Origin of the sequence: Nonomuraea sp. B1E8 (genome assembly GCF_039871515.1) — a bacterium.
Lineage (GTDB): Bacteria > Actinomycetota > Actinomycetes > Streptosporangiales > Streptosporangiaceae > Nonomuraea.
The window spans coordinates 600,286-619,932 of the sequence record NZ_JBDPLS010000003.1 but is presented as its reverse complement, the minus strand read 5'-3'; the positions used below and the strand labels follow the sequence as shown (position 1 = coordinate 619,932).

20 protein-coding genes are annotated in these 19,647 nt (G+C 71.1%); 8 read left to right on the top strand and 12 right to left on the bottom strand.

Annotated elements, in window-relative coordinates:
- Positions 1 to 6 precede the first annotated feature (6 nt).
- Together ABGA98_RS14740 and ABGA98_RS14735 are read right to left on the bottom strand one after the other, a co-directional pair.
- Positions 7 to 753 (bottom strand): DNA-formamidopyrimidine glycosylase family protein, encoded by a 747-nt coding sequence (locus ABGA98_RS14740; RefSeq protein WP_347618819.1) that lies wholly within the window; start codon positions 751 to 753, stop codon positions 7 to 9.
- A 10-nt stretch (positions 754 to 763) separates the two neighbouring features.
- A complete protein-coding gene (locus tag ABGA98_RS14735; protein WP_347618818.1) occupies positions 764 to 1,462 on the bottom strand; it encodes a TetR/AcrR family transcriptional regulator in 699 nt (232 codons plus the stop codon).
- Between the two features lie 98 nt (positions 1,463 to 1,560).
- Between ABGA98_RS14735 and ABGA98_RS14730 the strand changes: the two genes are divergently transcribed.
- Together ABGA98_RS14730 and ilvD are read left to right on the top strand one after the other, a co-directional pair.
- Positions 1,561 to 2,778, top strand: coding sequence for a saccharopine dehydrogenase C-terminal domain-containing protein (locus tag ABGA98_RS14730; protein ID WP_347618817.1), 1,218 nt, complete (start codon positions 1,561 to 1,563; stop codon positions 2,776 to 2,778).
- 76 nt (positions 2,779 to 2,854) lie between these two features.
- Positions 2,855 to 4,504 carry a dihydroxy-acid dehydratase gene (gene ilvD / locus ABGA98_RS14725; protein ID WP_347618816.1) on the top strand — a complete coding sequence of 550 codons (1,650 nt, stop codon included), beginning with the start codon at positions 2,855 to 2,857 and terminating at the stop codon, positions 4,502 to 4,504.
- 222 nt (positions 4,505 to 4,726) lie between these two features.
- Here the strand turns inward: ilvD and ABGA98_RS14720 are convergent, their stop codons facing one another.
- From ABGA98_RS14720 to ABGA98_RS14690, 7 genes are all read right to left on the bottom strand, one after another.
- Entirely contained in the window at positions 4,727 to 5,101 is a 375-nt protein-coding gene (locus ABGA98_RS14720; RefSeq protein ID WP_347618815.1) for a hypothetical protein, read from the bottom strand.
- A gap of 270 nt (positions 5,102 to 5,371) precedes the next feature.
- Positions 5,372 to 5,758, bottom strand: a complete 387-nt coding sequence (locus ABGA98_RS14715) for an STAS domain-containing protein (protein WP_347618814.1) — start codon at positions 5,756 to 5,758, stop codon at positions 5,372 to 5,374.
- Positions 5,759 to 5,799: 41 nt separating this feature from the next.
- Positions 5,800 to 6,777 carry a phosphotriesterase-related protein gene (locus tag ABGA98_RS14710; protein WP_347618813.1) on the bottom strand — a complete coding sequence of 326 codons (978 nt, stop codon included), beginning with the start codon at positions 6,775 to 6,777 and terminating at the stop codon, positions 5,800 to 5,802.
- Between the two features lie 38 nt (positions 6,778 to 6,815).
- Complete coding sequence (metG, locus tag ABGA98_RS14705) at positions 6,816 to 8,294, bottom strand: methionine--tRNA ligase (RefSeq protein WP_347618812.1); 1,479 nt, start codon at positions 8,292 to 8,294, stop codon at positions 6,816 to 6,818.
- A gap of 153 nt (positions 8,295 to 8,447) precedes the next feature.
- A complete protein-coding gene (locus ABGA98_RS14700) occupies positions 8,448 to 8,906 on the bottom strand; it encodes a universal stress protein (protein ID WP_347618811.1) in 459 nt (152 codons plus the stop codon).
- A gap of 66 nt (positions 8,907 to 8,972) precedes the next feature.
- The gene (locus ABGA98_RS14695) at positions 8,973 to 9,596 is read right to left on the bottom strand and encodes a DUF998 domain-containing protein (RefSeq protein WP_347618810.1); all 624 of its coding nucleotides are present in this window, start codon (positions 9,594 to 9,596) and stop codon (positions 8,973 to 8,975) included.
- A 234-nt stretch (positions 9,597 to 9,830) separates the two neighbouring features.
- Positions 9,831 to 10,760 carry an anti-sigma factor RsbA family regulatory protein gene (locus ABGA98_RS14690; protein ID WP_347618809.1) on the bottom strand — a complete coding sequence of 310 codons (930 nt, stop codon included), beginning with the start codon at positions 10,758 to 10,760 and terminating at the stop codon, positions 9,831 to 9,833.
- A gap of 180 nt (positions 10,761 to 10,940) precedes the next feature.
- Between ABGA98_RS14690 and ABGA98_RS14685 the strand changes: the two genes are divergently transcribed.
- Positions 10,941 to 11,495 carry a DUF1707 domain-containing protein gene (locus ABGA98_RS14685; protein WP_347618808.1) on the top strand — a complete coding sequence of 185 codons (555 nt, stop codon included), beginning with the start codon at positions 10,941 to 10,943 and terminating at the stop codon, positions 11,493 to 11,495.
- On the opposite strand, the gene ABGA98_RS14680 is transcribed toward ABGA98_RS14685, so the two are convergent.
- Both ABGA98_RS14680 and ABGA98_RS14675 read right to left on the bottom strand, forming a co-directional pair.
- Positions 11,465 to 12,559 (bottom strand): aromatic ring-hydroxylating dioxygenase subunit alpha, encoded by a 1,095-nt coding sequence (locus tag ABGA98_RS14680; RefSeq protein ID WP_347618807.1) that lies wholly within the window; start codon positions 12,557 to 12,559, stop codon positions 11,465 to 11,467. The two genes, ABGA98_RS14685 and ABGA98_RS14680, sit on opposite strands and share 31 nt — an antisense overlap.
- Before the next feature lie 81 nt (positions 12,560 to 12,640).
- Positions 12,641 to 13,771 (bottom strand): NAD(P)/FAD-dependent oxidoreductase, encoded by a 1,131-nt coding sequence (locus ABGA98_RS14675; protein WP_347618806.1) that lies wholly within the window; start codon positions 13,769 to 13,771, stop codon positions 12,641 to 12,643.
- A gap of 51 nt (positions 13,772 to 13,822) precedes the next feature.
- On the opposite strand from ABGA98_RS14675, the gene ABGA98_RS14670 reads away from it, so the two are divergent.
- From ABGA98_RS14670 to ABGA98_RS14660, 3 genes are all read left to right on the top strand, one after another.
- A complete protein-coding gene (locus ABGA98_RS14670; RefSeq protein ID WP_347618805.1) occupies positions 13,823 to 14,386 on the top strand; it encodes a TetR-like C-terminal domain-containing protein in 564 nt (187 codons plus the stop codon).
- 87 nt (positions 14,387 to 14,473) lie between these two features.
- Positions 14,474 to 14,848 carry a hypothetical protein gene (locus ABGA98_RS14665; RefSeq protein WP_347618804.1) on the top strand — a complete coding sequence of 125 codons (375 nt, stop codon included), beginning with the start codon at positions 14,474 to 14,476 and terminating at the stop codon, positions 14,846 to 14,848.
- Between the two features lie 92 nt (positions 14,849 to 14,940).
- Positions 14,941 to 16,413: a DUF2079 domain-containing protein gene (locus ABGA98_RS14660; protein WP_347618803.1), complete on the top strand. Its 1,473-nt coding sequence runs from the start codon at positions 14,941 to 14,943 to the stop codon at positions 16,411 to 16,413.
- Here the strand turns inward: ABGA98_RS14660 and ABGA98_RS14655 are convergent.
- Positions 16,389 to 17,567, bottom strand: coding sequence for a glycosyltransferase family 4 protein (locus ABGA98_RS14655; protein ID WP_347618802.1), 1,179 nt, complete (start codon positions 17,565 to 17,567; stop codon positions 16,389 to 16,391). The two genes, ABGA98_RS14660 and ABGA98_RS14655, sit on opposite strands and share 25 nt — an antisense overlap.
- Positions 17,568 to 17,590: 23 nt before the next feature.
- On the opposite strand from ABGA98_RS14655, the gene ABGA98_RS14650 reads away from it, so the two are divergent.
- Entirely contained in the window at positions 17,591 to 18,409 is an 819-nt protein-coding gene (locus tag ABGA98_RS14650; RefSeq protein WP_347618801.1) for a PIG-L family deacetylase, read from the top strand.
- A 21-nt stretch (positions 18,410 to 18,430) separates the two neighbouring features.
- A complete protein-coding gene (locus ABGA98_RS14645) occupies positions 18,431 to 19,489 on the top strand; it encodes a lysylphosphatidylglycerol synthase domain-containing protein (protein ID WP_347618800.1) in 1,059 nt (352 codons plus the stop codon).
- The last annotated feature ends 158 nt before the right edge of the window (positions 19,490 to 19,647 follow it).

Here is a 19,647-nt window from a genome sequence, read left to right as displayed (position 1 = left end):
GCCAGGCTACCCGGGCTGGTCCACCGGGCAGGCATACGCGGTTCTGGAGGCGAGTTGCCAGGTCCGTACGGCGGCCCCGCACCGGCGGCAACGTTCACGCTTGTAGACCCAGCGCTCGTCCGGGGCGTCCGGGTCGCTGACGACCTGCCCGGCGTCCCTGCCGAGCGGCATGTACGCGGTCGCCGCCTCCCACAGGCGGGCGGCGGCGTCGGGGCCGGTGTCGCGCGCCCCCGGGTGCAGGCCCGCCAGGAACAGCAGTTCCGCCCGCCACGCGTTGCCGATGCCCGCCCACACGCCCTGGTCGAGCACGGCGGCGCCGACGGGGCCGCGGAAGGCGGTGAGCCGTTCGACCGCTTCGGCGGGCGCGGCGTCCCCGCGCAGCGGGTCGGGGCCGAGCGAGGCGCGCAGGGCGGCGAGGGCCTGCGGGCCGAGCGGCTCGCACTGGAGGGGGGCGATGAGGTCGTACGCCACCTCGTCCGTGGCCAGCCGGAGCCGGGTGCCGCGTTTCGGGACGGCCGACGGGTCGGCGTGGCGCAGGAAGAGGCCGCGCATCCCGAGGTGCACGTGGATGGTGGGGGCGCCGTCGACGTGGTAGAGGAGGTGTTTGCCCAGGGCCTCCACCCCCGTGACGGCCCGCCCGTCGTAGGGGCGGGCGTCGAAGCGGCCCTGGGGGCTCGCGGCGCGCACCACGCGGCCGGACAGCGCCGCGTGCTGCTCGTCGGCGTGGCGATGGATGAGGTGACCTTCGGGCATACCCTGCCGTCTACCCGCTGAGCCGGGCCGAAGCGCTGGACAGCAGCATGTCGAGCGCCGTCGGGTAGGCGCTGTCGTTCATGCGGGCGACCAGGAGCGGCGCGGTGGCGGCGATGTTGGGGTGGGTGGTGGCGGGCAGCCGGGCGTACGTGTCGCGCCACACCTCCTCGTCGGCCTCCCGCGCCGCCTCGGGGAGGGCCAGGGTGGCGGCGTCGAGGATGGCGAAGGCCAGGCTCTGGTCGATGAACGCGTGGTAGATCCGGACGGCGTCGTCGTCGGGGAAGCCGGCGCCGCGCAGGATGCCGAGGATCGTCTCGTCGCCCGCCACCTCGTTCGGCCGGCCGGTGACGCGGCTGGCGGTCAGCAGGGCGGCCTGCGGGTGGGCGAGGTAGGCGTGGTGGATGCGCAGGCCGATTTCGCGCAGGTCGGCCCGCCAGTCGCCGGTGGCCGCCCAGCCGGCCATGGCGTGGCCGTACAGCTCGTCCGCGATCGCGAGGACGAGGTCGTCCATGCCGCGGAAGTAGCGGTAGACGGCGCTGGCGTCGGCCCCGAGCGCGAGGCCGAGCCGGCGGGCGGTGAGTCCCGCCGCGCCGTGCTCGCGCAACATCCGCAAGGCGGTCTCGACGATGAGCCGGTGGGTCAGGACCTGCCCCTGTTTGGTGGGGCGCCGCCGCCTGCGTGACGTCTCGCCGACCATCCGTCCGGCCATGGCACGCCCCTTATGTCAACGCCATTGACGTTGTTGAGCATACCGGCGTTGGATAGACGACACACCCCTCCAATCCACTCAAAAGGGGATTTATCGTCATGCGCATCCTTCTCGTGGGATCCGGCGGTGTGGGCACCGCCATCACCAGGATCGCGGCGCGCCGCCCGTTCTTCGAGCACATGGTCGTCGCCGACTACGACCTCCCCCGCACCGAGGCGGCCATCGCCGCCCTGGGCGAGCGGGCGGCCAGGTTCACCCCGGCCAGGGTCGACGCCGGCGACACCGCCGCCGTGACCGCGCTGCTCGCGGCGCACCGCTGCGACGTCCTGCTGAACGCCACCGACCCCCGGTTCGTGCTGCCGCTGTTCGAGGCGGCGCTCGCGGCCGGAGCCGACTATCTCGACATGGCGATGTCGATGTCGCGCCCGCACCCCGACCGGCCGTACGAGGAGGTGGGGGTGAAGCTGGGCGACGAGCAGTTCGCCCGCGCGGACGCGTGGTCGGCGTCCGGGCGGCTCGCCGTGGTCGGCATGGGCGTGGAGCCGGGTCTCGCCGACGTCTTCGCCAGGTACGCCGCCGACGAGCTCTTCGACGAGATCGAGGAGATCGGCGTCAGGGACGGCGGCGACCTGACCGTCGAGGGTTACACGTTCGCGCCCTCGTTCTCCATCTGGACCACCATCGAGGAATGCCTCAACCCGCCCGTCGTCTACGAGAAGGGCCGCTGGCACACCACGGAGCCGTTCAGCGAGCCGGAGGTCTTCGACTTCCCCGAGGGCATCGGCCCGGTCGAGTGCGTGAACGTCGAGCACGAGGAGGTCGTGCTGGTCCCGCGCTGGGTGGACGCCCGCCGCGTCACCTTCAAGTACGGCCTCGGCCAGGACTTCATCGACAAGCTCAAGACCCTGCACACCCTCGGCCTGACCGGCACCGAGCCGGTCGAGGTCAGATCCGGCCAGGGCACCGCCCTGGTGGCCCCGCGCGACGTGGTCGCCGCCGTGCTGCCCGATCCGGCGGGGCTGGGCGACCGTATGCGCGGCAGGACCTGCGCCGGGACCTGGGTGAAGGGTGTCAAGGACGGGCGGCCGCGCGAGGTGTACCTGTACCACGTGGTGGACAACGCCTGGTCGATGCGCGAGTACGGCTCCCAGGCCGTGGTCTGGCAGACCGCCGTCAACCCCGTCGTCGCCCTGGAACTGCTGGCCGGCGGGGTATGGAAGGGCACGGGCGTGCTGGGGCCGGAGGCGTTCGAGCCGCGCCCGTTCCTGGACTTGCTGGCGGCGTACGGCTCACCGTGGGGTTTGCGCGAGCAGTGAGGGGGCCGGAGGGAGCCGCCGGCAGCGGGCACAGGATCATTGAGGAGCGACGACCCGTACACCGGAGGTTGACCCCTTGAGCATCGCCGACGATCCCGACCGCGCACCCGCCCGCTCCCACCTCTACGCCATGGGCCTGTCGGACGAGGACATGCGCCGCCCCGTGGTGGGCATCGCCTCCACCTGGACCGGCACCATGCCGTGCAACCTGAACCACCGCGAGCTGGCCGCGCACGTGGCCGACGGCGTGCGCGCGGCGGGCGGGCTGCCGATGGAGTTCAACACCATCGCCGTCTCCGACAACCTCACCATGCACACGCCCGGCATGCGCGCCTCGCTGATCAGCCGCGAAGTGATCGCCGACTCGATCGAGCTCATGGGCCGGGCCCACTCCTTCGACGCCCTGGTGGCCATCGTCGGCTGCGACAAGACCGTGCCGGCCGCCATCATGGCCCTGGCCCGCCTCGACGTGCCCGCGGTCGTCCTCTACAGCGGCAGCATGCTGCCCGGCCGCTGGCGCGGACGCGACGTCACCATCCAGGACATGTGGGAAGCCCTCGGCGAACGCGCCGTCGGCCGCCTCGACCAGGCCGAACTCGACGACCTGGCCCGCCACGCCTGCCCAGGGGCCGGCACCTGCGCCGCCCAGTACACCGCCAACACCATGGGCAGCGTCGCCGACTTCCTCGGCCTGGCCCCCTTCGGCATCGGCGACATCCCCGCCGTGGCCCCGGACAAGCACGCCGCCGCCCGCCGCGCCGGCCAGATCGCCATGGAGGCGCTGGCCCGCGACGCCCGCCCCTCCCGCATCCTGACCGCCGACGCCCTGCACAACGCGATCGTCTCGGTCGCGGCCATGGGCGGCTCCACCAACGCCGTCCTGCACCTGCTCGCCATCGCCCGCGAAGCCGGACTCCCCCTCGCCATCGACACGATCGGCGAGGTCTGCCGCCAGGTCCCGATCATCACCGGGCTCAAACCGAGCGGCGGCCCCCACACCGCCGCCGACCTGTGGCGGGCGGGCGGCACCTCCCTCGTCGTCCGCCGCCTGCTCGAAGCCGGCCTGCTGCGCGAGAACGTCACCCTCATCGACGGCCGCACCCTCGCCGACGTCGCCGCCCAGGCCCAGGAGACACCGGGCCAGACCGTCGTGGCCGACGCGGAGCAGCCCTTCAAGGCCCGCGGCGCCCTGGCCATCCTGCGCGGCTCACTGGCCCCCGACGGATGCGTGCTCAAACTGGGCGGCAAGGACGACTTCCGCCACGAAGGCCCCGCCAAGGTCTTCGACTCCGAGGACGCGTGCATCGCCGCCATCGAGGCGGACCTCATCGTCCCCGGCGACGTCATCGTGGTCCGCTACGAAGGCCCGGCGGGCGGACCCGGCATGCGCGAGATGCTCTCGATCACCGGCCCGCTGGTCGGCCGGGGCCTCGGCACCTCGGTCGCCCTCGTGACCGACGGCCGTTTCAGCGGAGTCTCGCACGGGCGGGTGATCGGGCACGTGGCCCCCGAGGCCTACCACGGCGGGCCGATCGCGCTGGTACGCGACGGCGACCCGATCGTCATCGACAGCGCCGCCGCGACCCTCGACCTGCTCGTGCCCGAGGCCGAACTGGAACGCCGCCGCACCACCTGGCAGCGGCCCGAACGCGAGGTCGAACGCGGCGTGCTGACCAAGTACGTGGCCACCGTCCGCTCCGCCTCCGACGGCGCGGTCACCGCCTGAGCCCGGCGGCGATCTCCTGGACTCCGGCATGGCCGGCGGGCGGCTATGCTGCCCATTGACGTGTGGCCGCCCCGGAGAAGGAGATTCGCGCGATGTACAAGGAGTTCGCTGTCGAGGCCGTGATGTGGCTTGTCCCGGTCGTGGTGCTGATCGGGCTGGCGCTCCTCGTCACCGCGTAGGCCGGAGGGCCGGCTCGCGACGCGGCCGGCCCTCCCCCGTCGTCTAGCGGTAATACCTGTAGTAGGTCGTGGTGAAGACGTGCCGGTTGTAGTCGCTCCTACCGGCGAGATACCGGCTGTAGGCGCGGGAGAGGCTCCTGGACCGCACGGTGCACGAGGCCCAGCGGGTCTTGCCGGCCCTGATGGTGCCGACGTTGTCGTAGCACGTACCCACGTGCCTGCCGTTGACCTTGAGCCGGGCCTTGAGCCTGACCTTGAAGACGGTCGTACGCGAGACGTTCTTGATCCTGACCTGGACCCGGCAGGTGTGCCCGCACCGGCCGAAGGAGATCTTGCCGCGGATGAGATGAGGCTTGGCGGCGACCGCGACCGCGGACGCGCCGGCCGAGGACGATGTCGCGCTGGCGGGCGCGGCCATGAGCGAGGTAGCCGCAGCGGCGACTAAAAACGTTCCAACCAGACTTTTGACCATGATTCCCCCAGTGATGCAGTCGCCATCCCCCTGTGGCAGCGACTGGTATCCAGTCGATTACATCAAGAATCCGGAAGTATCAACATTTCACCAAGGCGATCTGATACGAAACAGTTATTCTTTTATGCCGGGCTTATACAAGGATGCCGGAGATGCCCAGCCGCTGAGCAGGGACGACACGGCAGACGGCCCCCTGGTGGGGGCCCTTGGCGGCACTCAGCCGGTGAAAGGCGGCGGATCGCCCGCTTCGTTGAGCTCGGCGATGGCCAGCTCGGCCGTGCTGCGGATGTCGAAGAACTTGTCGAGCGCGGTGATCGCGAACAGGTGCTTGCAGCGGCCGTTGAGCCCCGACAACAGCAGCCGGCCCCCTGAGGCGGTGACGGCCTTGTGCAGGTAGACCAGCACGGACAGGCCGGAGGAGTCGCAGACGCTGACCGCCTGCATGTCGATGACGAGCAGCGGAGGCTGTGTCAGGTCGAGAGCCTTGGTGACGCGGTCGCGAACCTCCGCGGCGGAGCCGAAGTCGAAATCCCCCGTCAACCGCGCGATGACACAGGGTCCCTGGAGTCCGAGGCTTATCGACAAGGCCTGCTCCGAAGTCACCCAGCTCCACCTACTTGCGTTGCTTGCCCGATCCGACCACTCTACGAGAAGTAGCGCTTCGGGTTGAACACCAGCATCTGCTCAATCTGGCCATCGGTCACACCCGAGTCGAGCAGTGCGGCCAACACGTCGTCGTGAATGTGATCGTAGCGCCAGTTGGGCGCGAGCGTGGCGCGGGCGTCATCCCAAGCACCGCCGAAGTAGTCCATGAAACAGGCGGTGTCATGACTGAGGACCATACGGTCGGCGTATCCGCGCTGGCACAGCTCCGCGATCGTGGCCACCCGCTGCGCGGTCGAGTTGTAGACGTCCAACCCGAATCGGTCCATTCCGAGGGTCGCGCCGGTGTCGGCCATGCGCATGAGGTAGTCGAGGTCGTTGCTGTCCCCCGCGTGCCCGACGATCACCTTCTCCAGGTCGGTTCCCTCCTCGGCGAACAGGTCGAGCGCGAGAAGTCCGCTCTGGGTGAACGCGTTGGTGTGGACGGTGATCGGCGCGCCGGTGCGGGCGTGTGCCCGCGCGACGGCCCGGCAGATGCGCTCGACGCCGGGCGTCAGGCCCTTGGCCTCGACGACGCACTTCAGGAACGCCGCCCTGACCCCGGTGTCGGCGATGCCGTCGGTGAGGTCGCGGACGAAGTCGTCGATCATCGGGTCGGGCCCGTCGAGGAACAGGCCCGGGCCCCGGTGCTCGTACTGGTGCGGCAGCTCCTCGAAGGCGTAGAGGCCGGTGGCGACGATGATGTTCAGGCCCGGCACCTGCTCGGCGACCCGCTGGATGCGCGGGATGTAGCGGCCCAGCCCCCACACCGTCGGGTCGACGAGCGTCCGCACGCCCTTCGCCGCCACCGCGTTGAGCTTCCCGACCGCGTCCGCCACCCGGAACTCCTCGTCCCACCACGCGCCCCTGCCGTAGTTGTCCAGGTGTTCGGCGGCCACGACGAAGATGTGCTCGTGCATGAGGGTCTGGCCGAGATCGTCCACGTCCACGGGACCGCGCAGGGTGTCGACGGTGGGCATGCGGCGCCTCCATACCGGCGGGTCTGATGCGCGCCAACCTAGGCTGGCGACCGGCCGCCGTCAACACCGGCTCGCAGGGCGTCACGGGGCCCGGCGGTCGACACGGCCAGCCGCCGGAACAACGGCTCCGGCCGGGGCAGCCGCCCGTCACCCGCGGCGGCCACCGCGGCGGCCACGCGCGCCGCCGCCGTGGGCAGGAACGGCTCCAGCTGTACGGCCAGCGTCCGGCACGCGTGCACCAGCGTGGCCAGGGCCACCTCCTGACCGGCCCGCGAGCGCGCCCACGGCCGGGTCCGCTCGACGTACTTGTTGGCCTCCTCGACGAGCGCCTGCACGGCCGTCGCGGCCCGCCGGAAGTCGAACGCCTCCAGCGCCTCGTGCACCGCCCCTGAAGCCTCGAACGGCCACTCCTCGGGACCGGCCGCCGGGACCCGGCCGTCCAGGAACCGGTGCACCATGGTGACGACCCGGTTGACCAGGTTGCCCAGCCCGTTGGCGAGGTCCTCGTCGGCACGGGCGACCAGCCGTCCCTCGGTGAAGTCGGCGTCGCCCACGCGCGGCACCTCGCGCAGCAGCCACCACCGCACGGCGTCGACCCCGTACGCGTCCACCAGCGCCACCGGGTCGGCGGCGCCACCGGACGACTTGCTGATCTTGCGGCCGCCCGCCGTGAGGTAGTCGTGCACGAAGATCCCCGTGGGCAGCGGCTTTCCCGCGGACAACAACATGGCGGGCCAGTAGACGGCGTGGAAGCGGATCACGCCCTTACCCATGAGGTGCACCTTGCGCGGCTCGGCCACCCACCAGCGGTCGTAGTCGCCGCCTTCGAGCGCGGTGACGTAGTTGGCGAGGGCGTCCCACCACACGTAGACGACCTGGCCGGGGTCGCCGGGAACCGGGATGCCCCACCCCCGGGCGCGGGCGGCGGACCGCGAGACGCTGATGTCGTCCAGCCCTGCCTCGACGAACGCCAGCACCTCGTTGCGCCGGGCCGCCGGCTCGATCCTGAGCCGCCCGCCGCGGAGGAGGTCGAGCAGGGCGTCCTGATAGCGGGAGAGCCGGAAGAACCAGTTCTGCTCGGAGACGAGCTGCAGCGGTGCCTCGTGGCCGTCGGGACAGGGCCCTGCCGGGTAGAACTGCTCGCAGCCCACGCAGTAGAGCCCCTCGTAGTGCCGCTGGTAGAGGTCGTGCCGGGTGGCCTCCCAGATCCGCTCGACGCCGGCGCGGTGCCCGGGGTGGCTGCTCGTCCTGATGAACGCGTCGAAGGACAGGTCCAGCGGCCCCCGCAGCGCCTCGAACGCGGCGGCGTTCCTGTCCACCAGCTCCCGCACCGGCACGCCCTCCGCCTCGGCGGCCAGCACGTTCTTCAAGGAGTTGTCGTCGGTGCCGGTCTGGAACCGCACGGGCTCGCCACGCCGCCGGTGGTGCCGGGCCAGCACGTCGGCCTGAACCAGCTCCAGGGCGTGCCCGAGATGGGGGCGGGCGTTGACGTAGGGGATGGTCGTCGTGATGTACATCGGATGCCTCCAAGGGGCCCCGGACACGACGAGAGGCCCCGCTCGCAGGGCCTCAACAAGACGTCGCCGATGAGCAGCCCCTAGGGGCTCATCATCACCAGGCACGTCGTCATGGCCCTCATGCTACAGGACCGTAGGCGAACGCACGGCCGCTCAGTCCTTCCGCTCCGGAGCGGGCACCACCAGCACCGGCCTGCCCGCGTGGTGCAGCACCCGGTCCGACGTGCTGCCGAGCAGCAGCGAGCGCACCCCGCCGTGCCCGCGCGTTCCGGTCACGACGAGCTCGGCGTCGATCTCGGTCGCGACGTCCACGATCGTCGACCAGACGGCCACGCTGTCCACGTCGCACTGGGGGACGGCGTTCAGCCCGCACTCCTTCGCCATGTCCGCACCGCGCCCCGCCAGCTCGCGCATCGCCTTGGCGATCGCCTCGTCCTCAAGGCCGGACTGGTCCATGGCCATCATCAGCCCGGCGGAGGCCCTGGCCGAGGTCACCGCCAGCCGCTCCCACACCGTCAGCACGACCGCGTCCGCGCCGCGGAACATCTCGGCCGCGAACGCGATCGCGGCCTTGGCGTCGTCGGAACCGTCGTACGCGATCAGAATCGTCATTCCAGCCACTCCTCAGGTGAATGCGGAACTCCCCCCTTTCCCGGGAGACGGCTTTCACTCCAACGGCTAGGCCATGATCGGCGAGACCTCGGAGCGCCGGGCCGAGGGCTTGAGCATCGACAGGCCGGCCAGCGCCAGCACACCCAGCTCCGTGATGACCACGACCCGCTGGGTCAGGCCGGCCGGGATGTCCTCGTTGGTCAGCGGGATGCCAAGCATGCGGACCACGTACGGGATCACGACCAGCAGCAGCGCGCCCAGCGCCACTCCGCTGAGGACCCGCACCACCCTGGCGAAGCGCACGTTCGCCCGGGCGAGCAACAGTCCTGCCGCGGGCATCACCAGGAAGGCGGCGAAGGCGGCGTAACGGTGGATGCCTCCCGACAGGGAGAGCGGCACTCCCGGCCGGTCCGTGGGGAAGGCGCCGACCAGGAACATGCTCACCCCCCACACCAGCAGCAGCGCGACGACCCAGCGGTTCGTCCCGGACCGGCGCAGTGCCTCGGCGATCAGCGCGGAGCCTGCCGCGAACAACGTCAGCGAGGCGGGCAGCAGCCATCCGGCGGACTGCCACGCGTACTCGCTGATCACGCTGTGCAGCGGGTCCAGGTCGGATCCCGCGTGCAAGGTGAGCATGGCGCCGCTTCCGGCGCCGATGGCTGCGAATCCCGTGGCGAGCAATCCCTTCATGCCTCCAAGCTCGTGGAACACGAGCTTGGCGACTATCGGAGATGGGCCCGAACCGGCCCTGAAGGATCCCCTAATACCTTGGTCGCGGCAGGGCCCGGCCGACCCCGGTGACCTGCCTGGACGTGACCCTGGGTAGGGCTTGCCCCCTCAGGGTGGGTGGAGCCGGCCGCAGTCCGGTGTGCGCGGCACGCGCTGTCCCAGCATGGCGGAGGTCGAAAGCTCTGACGCCGCCGTTCAGCGCTGCCGGGGGGCGTCGAAATAGGCCCGGATCGTGGTGCCCTCCGGCGTCGAGTGCACGCGTACGAGGTCGCTGAGCAGGTTGACGATGAGCAGCCCGCGCGAGCCCGCCTGGCGCGGGTCGACCGGGCTGCGCCCGGCCAGCGGGTCGGTGATGTGGCCGGCGTCGCTGACCTCGCACACCAGCCGCCCGTCCGCGAACCACACCTTGATCCTGCCGGAGCCGCCGCCGTGGTCGAGACTGTTGGCGCCCAGCTCGGCCACGACCAGCCGCACGTCGTCGAGCCGGTCGCCGGCGAAGCCCAGCGTGGCGGCCTCGCGTGCGGCCAGTGCCCGCGCCGCCGACAGGTTGCCGCTGTCGAACCGCAGCGAGGGGCACCCCGGGGGCTCGTCCAGCGGCCGGTTGTGCGCGTCGATCACCAGCTGGGGCGCGTAGGCGGGGCTGCGCCGTTCGCCGGAGGCGTCGCGCAGCACGGGATGGGTGCGCGACGCCTCCTCGATCACCGCCGGGGCCAGGGCTGCGACGTCGTAGGGGCACAGGATCGTGACGTGCCGGCCCGCGAACGACAGGTTGATCAGCGCCTCGTGCTGGGCGCACGCGGGATATTCCGTCGTGGTGCGGCCCGGCCAGACGGGCTCGCCGATGATGCGTACGTGGTCGTCGGCGTGCTGGTCGGCGAAGTCGCGCAGCACGGCCGGGATGATGCGGCCGGGGTTGCGCCCCGCCTCGCCCATGTCGAGCAGGCGGACCGCCTTGGCCTCCGGCCCCAGCGCGGCCTCGATGAGCGCGAGATTGCGGGCGGGGACGGCGACGGCGACGGGCTCGCCGGCCGCCAGGCCCGCACGGACGAAGGCGGTCGTGGCAGCGACGTATTCCGGCTCGCCTCGGTAGAGGAGAGCCGGATGCGAGAACGGTTCTGCCGACATCAGCCTTCACGCTACCCAAGGATCGCGACTTCACGGCGACCCGCTGGGTACCCAATAGATGTGAAGAGAATACAGGTCAGCCACCGCCCCCGGCCTGTGCGCCCGTCGCCGCCCCTCGATCTGCGCACCCCTTCCGGCCGACGTCTCCCGTTCTGAGCGTTGCGAACCTATGCTCAGGACATGTCGGAAATGCAGATGCGGGTCTCCGACGAAGATCGGGAACGCACCGCCCAGCAGCTTCAACGCGCGTTCACCGAGGGTCGTCTCACCCAGATGGAGCTCGAAGACCGGCTCGAGATCGCCCTGAGTGCGAAGACCTACGGCGACCTGCTGAGTCTGATCAACGATCTCCCCGTCGACCAGCCCCGGGTCAACGACGTGGTCGAGCTGGAGGCGAAGCACGGCCATCTCAAGCGCTCGGGCGACTGGGCCGTCCCCCGGCGCCTGCGGGTGTCCTCCAAGTACGGCAGCGCCGAGCTCGACCTCTCCCAGGCCGTCATCCCGCACCCGGTCGTCGACGTCGAGCTCGACCTCACCTACGGCTCCGCCAAGATCATCTTGCCCGAGGGCGCGGTGGTGAACGTGGACGCCTTCCAGAGCGACTGGGGCAACACCTCGACGAACCACGTCCCGAGCCGGCCCCGCCCGGGCGCCCTCCAGGTGGTGATCAGCGGCAGGGCGAAGTACGGAGGGCTGACCGTGCGCTATCCCCGCAAGCGCTGGTTCACCCACTGATGGAAGAGGGCGATGTGGTGCTCGCTCGGCACGAGCACCCCGCCCTCCACGTACGCCCTTGACGACATGCCGGGCTGGGTCCGCTCGCAGGCGTCGAAGTCCTGCTCGTTGACCCGGTGGAACAACTCGACGGACGTCGACAGGTCCGCCCCCGAGGCGATCACGTCGGGATGGTAGAGCCAGTCGCACTCGACGACCGTCCTGTCGGCGGCCATCGGGTACATCCGGTGCATGATCACGTGGTCGGGCACCAGGTTGACGAACACCTGCGGCCTGACGGTGATCGCGTAGTAGCGCCGGTCCTGTTCCTGTGACAACTCGGGCAACCGGCCGAAACCGGGGCCGCCGTCCACGGTGAAGCCCTCGGCCCTGGAGGCGAACTCGGCGCCGTGGCCCACGTAGTACTGGGCCGCGTAGCCGCCGGCGAACTCCGGCAGCACGGCCGTCAGCTCGGGATGGATGGTGGCGCAGTGGTAGCACTCCATGAAGTTCTCGACGATGAGCTTCCAGTTGGCCTTCACGTCGTAGCGGATCCTGCGGCCGAGCGCGAGATCCTCGACGTGGTAGCGGTCGATGGCGGCCGGGTCGCCGAGCCGTTCGGTGGCGGCGTTCAGCACCGTCTCCTCGAACGAGGGCGGCTCGGCGGCCAGGCACACCCACGCGTACCCCAGCCATTCCCGCAGGTGCACGGGCACCAGCCCGTACGCCACGCGGTCGATGTCGGGCATCTTCACCAGGTTGGGCGCGGCGGCGAGCCGGCCGTCGAGGTCGTAGGACCAGGCGTGGTAGGCGCACCTGATCGTCCGGCGCACCTCGCCCTGCTCCTCCACGCACAACCGGGCGCCGCGGTGCCTGCAGACGTTGAGGAAGGCGCGTAGCCGGTCGTCCCGGCCGCGGACCACGATCACGTTCTCCCTGCCGACCTGGACCGTCCTGAACGCGCCCGGCTTGGGCAGGTCCCCCGCCCTGACGGCGCAGAACCAGAGGTTCTCGAAGATCCTTGCCTGCTCGTGCGCGAACACCTCAGGGTCCGTGTAGGAGCTCCCCTGAAGGGTCGCGATCAAGCTTGACGTCGTCGCCAACCGTCACCTCTTGTTGCGTATTACGCACCGAGTTGCTCTATATGCGACATCGTCAGGTCGCGCTCACGACGCTGTCAAGAGGTAGGTGCTGACTCTCCGCAACCACTTGACATACAGCCAGGTCGCGAGCCGGTCGGGGATCAATCCGGCGAACGAGCCCTGCCTGTCGGTGATCTCCGTGGCGGCCAGCCGGGCGGGCAGGCGTACGACCTTCGACCTCGCCCGCTCGTACGCGCGCAGCGCGCCGGCCAGTTCCTCGCGACCGGACCCGGACCCCAGGCCGCCGATCGCCGTACTCAGCAGCCAGGCGTCCTCCAACGCCTGGTTGGCGCCCTGGGCCATGGTGGGCGGCATGGTGTGGGCGGAGTCGCCGGCCAGTGTGGTCGGCCCCTTGCCCCAGGCCGCGGTGAACGGCTGCTTGTGGTGCGGGAAGAAGTCGATCTCGGTGATCGTCTCCAGAATGTCCGGCACCGGGTCCGCCCATCCGCGGAACCGCTCGCGCAGCCGTCCGGCCACGTCGGGGTCGCCGTCCCAGAAGGGCCCGCCCGGCTCGGCCTTGACGTCGAACCACCACAGCAGCCGGCCCTCGGCCGCCGGGATCAGCCCGCACAACTCCCGCGCACCGGCGATCATCACGGCCCTGCGCTGCTCGGTGAGCGTGGTGGGCCTGGTGGTGAACCCCTGCCAGGTCACCCAGCCGCTCAGCGTCGCGCGGTCGCCGCCCCACAGGGCCTCGCGCACCGCCGAGCGCCGCCCGTCGGCCCCCACGAGCACGTCGCCGCGGACCGTGCGGCCGTCGGACAGGCGCACCTCGGCCCGCTCGGGCACCACGTGCTCGGCGGCCACCCCGTAGGTCACCGGCATGCCGTCGGCCAGCAGCTCGACCAGGTCGCGGCGGGCCACGTGCACGCTCGGGTGGCCGTAGCGGCGTTCGGCCTCGGTCAGGTCGACGGTGAACAGCCTGCGCCCGTCGACGGCCCAGGACTCCATGGTCTCCAGGCGCCGCCCGGTCCCGGAGTAGTCGACCTTGAGCTCGCGGAGGATGGCCGTAGCGGCCGGCCAGAGCGAGACCGAGCCGCCGGCCGTACGCAGCTCGGGGGCCTCCTCGTAGATCTCGACCTCGTGACCGGCGTTGAGCAGTCCGTGCGCCACGGCGAGCCCCGCGACGCCCGCTCCGACCACGATTACCCTCATAGCAACCCCTGATTTGTGAGACCGTTGATATCAGATACTTGGAGTATCATTATGTCTGCGCGTGGACGCAAGCCCGATCCCACGGTCGATCACCGCATCAGGCAGGCCGCGGCCGGGCTGGTGCTCTCCCGCGGCCTCGACTTCACCATGGACGACGTCGCGGCGGCGGCGGGCGTGGGCCGGGCCAGCGTGTTCCGCCGGTACGCCACCAAGCGCGACATGGTGCTCGAAACCATCGCCGGCATCATGAACGCGCACGTCGCCATCCCCGACACCGGCTCGTTCGAAGGCGACCTGCGCGTGGTGGTCTCCGACACCCTCGCCCTCTGGCACCAGCCCGACGTCGCGCGCATGGCCAGGCAGGTCTTCGGCGAGGCGGGCCGGGACCCGGCGGTCGCCGAGATCATCCGTACCGGGATGCGCACCCGGATGGAGCGCTCGTGGATCGTGTACGAGCGCGCGATCGAACGCGGCGAGCTGCCGCCGAATGCTGACCTTTGGATGCTTACTGAGATGTTTGTCGGTTTCGTCACTTACCGGGGGCTCCTGGATCTTCCCCTGCCCGAGCCGGAGCAGATCGTGCAGGTCCTGCTGCACGGCTTTACGCCCGCCTGACGCCCGTGGTGTTAGTGGGGTGCAAGTGACGGTCAAGTCGTGCTCCATAATGTTCCCTTCGTTCGCAAACCTACGAAGGGCACGGAAATGACTCCCCCACGCCGTCGTCTGGCCGTCGCGGCCGCGACGCTTACTCTTGCCGTCCTCACCACCGCCTGTGGTGCCCTGGGCAACGCCGTAGACTGCAACACCGCGGCCGGCGAGGCCAGCAAGATCGCCAGTGAGTGGAGCACCGCGGTCACGAAGAACGCCACCGACACCGACGCCATCGGCACCGCGTCGCAGACCGCGGCCGACAAGACCAAGGAGCTCGCGGGCAAGTACGACGGTGAGGTCGCCGCCGCGCTCAACGACCTCGCGGCCGGGTTCGACTCCATGAAGGGCGGCGACCTGAGCTCGGTCTCCGAGTTCAGCGGCAAGGTGAACGGCTTCACCAGCAAGATCACGGCCGCCTGCTCCTAGCCGGGCGCACGGTCGCCGCTCCGCCCGTGGGGGGCGGTAAGGGGCGGCGGCCGTGTCCGGGTTCGGGCTGATCCGTTCTAGTCTTGCTCCCCGTGACGGGACAGACGCTTGAGACGCCGGTGGGGGCCGGTGGCGCCGGCGTCCCGTCATGGAAGAGCCGGCTGCCGGGCCACCGCGTGCGGGTGGGCGCCGTCGCGCTCGTCGCCGGGGTGGCCTACGCCGTTCTCGGCCTGGTCAAGCTCGCCACCTTCAGGGCCACCACGTTCGACCTGGTGATCGTGGACCAGGCGGTACGCAACTACGCGGGCCTGCGGCCTCCGTACATCCCGGTGCGCGGCATGTTCGGCGGCCGGGGCATGGACTACGTCCAGCTCGCCGACCACTTCTCGCCCATCTACGCGGTGCTGGCGCCGTTCTACTGGATCCACGACGGCCCCGAGACGCTGATCGTCGCGCAGGCCGCGCTGTTCGCCGCCGCGATCCCGTTCGTCTGGCTGTTCACCCGGCGCGTCATCGGCACCTGGCCCGCCTACCTGGTCTGCGTGGCGTACGCGCTGTCGTGGCCGGTGGCGCAGGCGGTCGCGTTCGACGTGCACGAGGCCATGTTCGTCCCCGTGCTCACCGCGATCATGATCGAGCGTTACCACGCGGGGCGCATGGTGCCCGCGTTCCTGGCCATGGCCGCCCTCCTCCTCGTCAAGGAGGACATGGGGCTCATGGTGATCGGTGCGGGGGCCTGCCTGATCGCCCTCGGCGACCGGTGGCGCGGCGTGCTCAGCGCGCTGCTGGGCCTCGGCGCCGTGCTGCTCGTACGCGGGCTGACGATCACGGTCTTCGGCGGCGACGCCAAGGACTACTGGGCCTACGGGCATCTCGGTGACGACCTGCCCGGCGCCCTCCTCGGCATCCTGCGTGACCCTCTCTCCGCGGTGCTGCTCGCCTTCAGCGCGGAGGCCAAGGTCGACACCCTGCTCCTGATGGTGTGGCCGACGTTGTTGTTGTGCCTGCTCTCCCCGCTGTCGCTGGTCGCGCTGCCCCACGTGCTCGTCCGCATGCTGGGCGACCGGCCCCAGTGGTGGCAGGCGGACTTCCACTACAGCGCGTTCACCGTGGTGATCCTGCTCTGCGCGGGCGTCGACGGCCTGTCGAGGCTGTTACGGCTGATCAGACGCTCCGGCGACCGCTCGCTCAAGCTGGCCTGGGCGGCGGGCGCCTGTGCGGTCGCGCTCACCCTGGTGCCCCGGTTCGCCCTCGACCAGCTCTACCATCCGGGCTTCTACACCGAGCCCAGGGCGGCCGCCGCGGCCGAGGCCGTCGCCAAGGTGCCCTCGGGGGTCACCGTCGAGGCGGCCAACTCCGTCGGTCCCGCGCTGACCTCCAGGACCACCGTCCTGCTGTGGGGCGCCACGTCGCACGGCGCGCCGTGGGTGGTGGCCGACACCTCGCGCTGGGAGTTCCCCTTCGGCTCGCCCGAGCAGCAGCTCGCCGCGGTCGGCGAGCTGGAGGCCCAGGGTTACGTGAAGGTGTTCGAGCGCGACGGCTACGTGGTGCTGCGGCGCGGCTGACCGGGCCGCTGATCAGGCCGCTGACCGGGCCCCTGACCGGGCCGCTCACGGGGGCGGCGCATGGACCTCGCCTGCGCGTACGCCTGGTCGAAGCCCTCGATCACGGCCGGCCACGAGCCCGCGGCGGGCGGCGTGGCGCGGTTGTGCGCCGCGATGGACTCGCGCAGCCCTGCGTCGGCGCACAGCCGCGCCACCGCGCGTGCCAGGTCGCCCGGCGTGCGCCCGAGCAGCCCCTCCGTGCCGTCCTTGACGAAGTCGGCGACCCCGCTCTGCGCCCTGGCCACCACGGGCAGCCCCGCCGCCCGCGCCTCGAGCGCCGCGATGCCGAACGACTCGCGCGGCGCCGGAGCCACGAAGACGTCGGCCGACTCCAGAACCTTGGCGATCTGCTCACGGGTGCGCCGCCCGGGCAGCGAGACCCAGCCGGTCATGCCGTGTTCGGCGAGGAAACGTTCCATCCGGCCTCGTGCGGGCCCGTCGCCGACGATCGTGGCCCGCATGGGGATCTCGGCGGGGACCCGCGCGCGGGCCGCCTGCAACAGCTTCAGCAGGCGTACGGGATGCTTGCGCGGAGCCAGCCGGCCGACCGCGACGACATGCACCTCGTCGCGCGGGGCGGGCCGGCCGGGCGGCGGCGCCCACCCCGACAGGTCGAGCCCGTTGGGGACCACGCGCACCGGCACCCCGGGCCCCGCCACCTCGCGGATGGGGGCCGCGGCGGCGTTGCTGACCGTGGTCGCCACCAGCCGCCACCGCTGCCAGCCGAACGCGAGCCGCAGCAGCCGGTAGAGGCCCCGCGTGACCGGATCCCACATGCTGTGCACGGTCACCACGCACGGCACCCCGGCACGCACCGCGGCCCGCGCGCCCATCCAGGCGAACGGCGAGACCGCCCCCGCGTGCACGTGGACCACGTCGGGCCGGACCGAGGCGAGCCGCCGCGTGAGATGCCCCACTCCGAACGGGTGCACGGGAAGGTCGAACGGCATCCTGGCGACGATCCTTTGCACGCCCGGCAGCGGCTCGCCCCTGGTCGCCGTGGCCACGGAGACGTCGTGGCCGGCCTCCCGCTGCATCCGCACGAGATCGGCGACCTGGACCTCGATCCCCCCGAGTCGCGGCAGGTAACAGTCGCTCACGTGAAAGATCCGCACCCCTCCCAGACTAATCTGGGCGTGTGCCTCCACGTACCGCTGTGTTCTTTCATGCCCACCCCGATGACGAGGCCCTGCTGACGGCGGGCACCATGGCGATGCTCGCGGCCGAGGGGCACCGCGTGGTGCTCGTGGTGGCCACGGCGGGCGAGCGCGGCCTGGCCGAGATGGAGCCGGGAGAGGCGCTCGGCGAGACCAGGCTCAAGGAGCTCTACGCGTCGGCCGCGCTGCTCGGCTGCGCCCGCGTGGAATGCCTGGGTTACGGCGACTCGGGGCTGAGCCCTCAGGGCGGCAGCGCCGACGAGCGGCCCGACAACGCCTTCATCGACGCCGACACCGAGGAGGCGGCCAAGGCGCTGGCCGCGATCCTGCAGGAGGAGGAGGCCGAGCTGCTGGCGATCTACGACCCGGCGGGCGGTTACGGCCACCCCGACCACGTGCAGGTGCACCGGGTGGGCAAGCGGGCGTCGAAGATCGCGGGCACGCCGATCGTCCTGGAGGCGACGGTCAACCGCGATCCGCTCGTCAGGCTGCTGCGGCTGGCCGGCCGCTTCTACCGGTTCCCGCCGGAGTTCGACGTGCGGACGTTCGAGAGCGCGTACTCGGCGAGCGAGACGATCACCCACCGCGTCAATGTCCGGAAATATGCGAAACAGAAGCGGGCATCCATGGCCGCGCACGCCTCGCAGGCCAGCGGCGGTGACAGCGACCGCACCCTCGCCGTCATGCTGAAGGTCCCCCGCCCTCTCTACCGCCTGGTCTTCGGCACGGAGTGGTACGTTCGCCGTGACCTCCCTCCCGGCGCCCGCCTCACTCATCCGTTCGACCGGTGGCCGACCTAGCCCGCGTCAGACTGGATCCCGATGAAGAACAAGTGGCTCCAGATCGCCCTGTCCGTCCTGTCGCTCGGGCTGGCCGTGCTGCTCGTGGTCTACCTGCCTCAGATCGTGCGCGGGCTCACCGGCAAACCGGTCTCCTGGGCCGAGATCGGCGCCGTGTTTGGCGCGCTCGGCGCGGGCGAGATCGCGATCATGGCCGTGCTGTGGCTGCTGAGCCTGGTGGCCTACACGTTCGTGCTGACCAACTCCCTGCCGGGGCTGAACAACCTGCAGGGCCTCACGCTCAACGCGGCGGGCAGCGCGGTGAGCAACCTCCTGCCGTTCGGCGGGGCGGTCGGCGTGGCGGTGTCGTTCGCCATGACGAAGGGATGGGGCTTCTCCAACCGCTCGTTCGTGGTCATGACGCTGGTCAGCGGCATATGGAACACGTTGTTCAGGTTCATCCTGCCGGCCGTCGGGATCATCGCGCTGCTGATGGCGGACGAGGCCCCCAACGCGACCGTCGCCAGGGCGGGCTGGACGGGCGCGATCTCCATCCTCGTGCTCTGCGCGGTCGTGGCCGCGGCACTCTACTGGGAGCGCGCCGCCACGCTGCTCGGCCGGGCGCTCGACGGCCTCACCAGGCTGCTGCGGGTGAAGTTCCACGCCTCCGCGGCCTTCCACCGGTTGCGCGCCGACACCGCCGGGGTCGTCAGGACCCGGTGGCCCGGCCTGTCGCTCGGCATGATCTTCTTCCTCGGCTTCCAGTGGTCGATCATGGCCGCCTGCATGCAGGCCACCGGCGCCTGGCCCGGTCTGGCCGAGTCGATCGCCGTCTTCGCGCTGTCGAGGGTCCTGACCAGCGCCCTGATCACGCCCAGCGGCGCGGGGATCATGGAGAGCGGCGTGGCCGCCCTGCTGATCGCGTTCGGGGTGCCGGGCACTCCCGCGATCGCGACCGCACTGCTTTTCGGCTTCTGGACTTACACTATCGAGATCCCGTTCGGCGGCCTGGCACTGGGCGCATGGGCGCTCCTGCGCCGGCGAAACGGCCGAGACGCCGAGGCGGAGCCCCCGTCCACGATCTCGAAGGCCCCCTCTTGACCACCGTTCCGGCCAGCTCGGCCGAAGACGTTCCGCGACCCGGATCGAGCCGTCCGCCGCGCCCGGCGGCCGGTCGGCACGCGCTCCAGGTCACTGCACCACGACCACGAGGTGAACACCATGTCCTGGCACCCTGCAACGACTCGCCGCACCGGGGG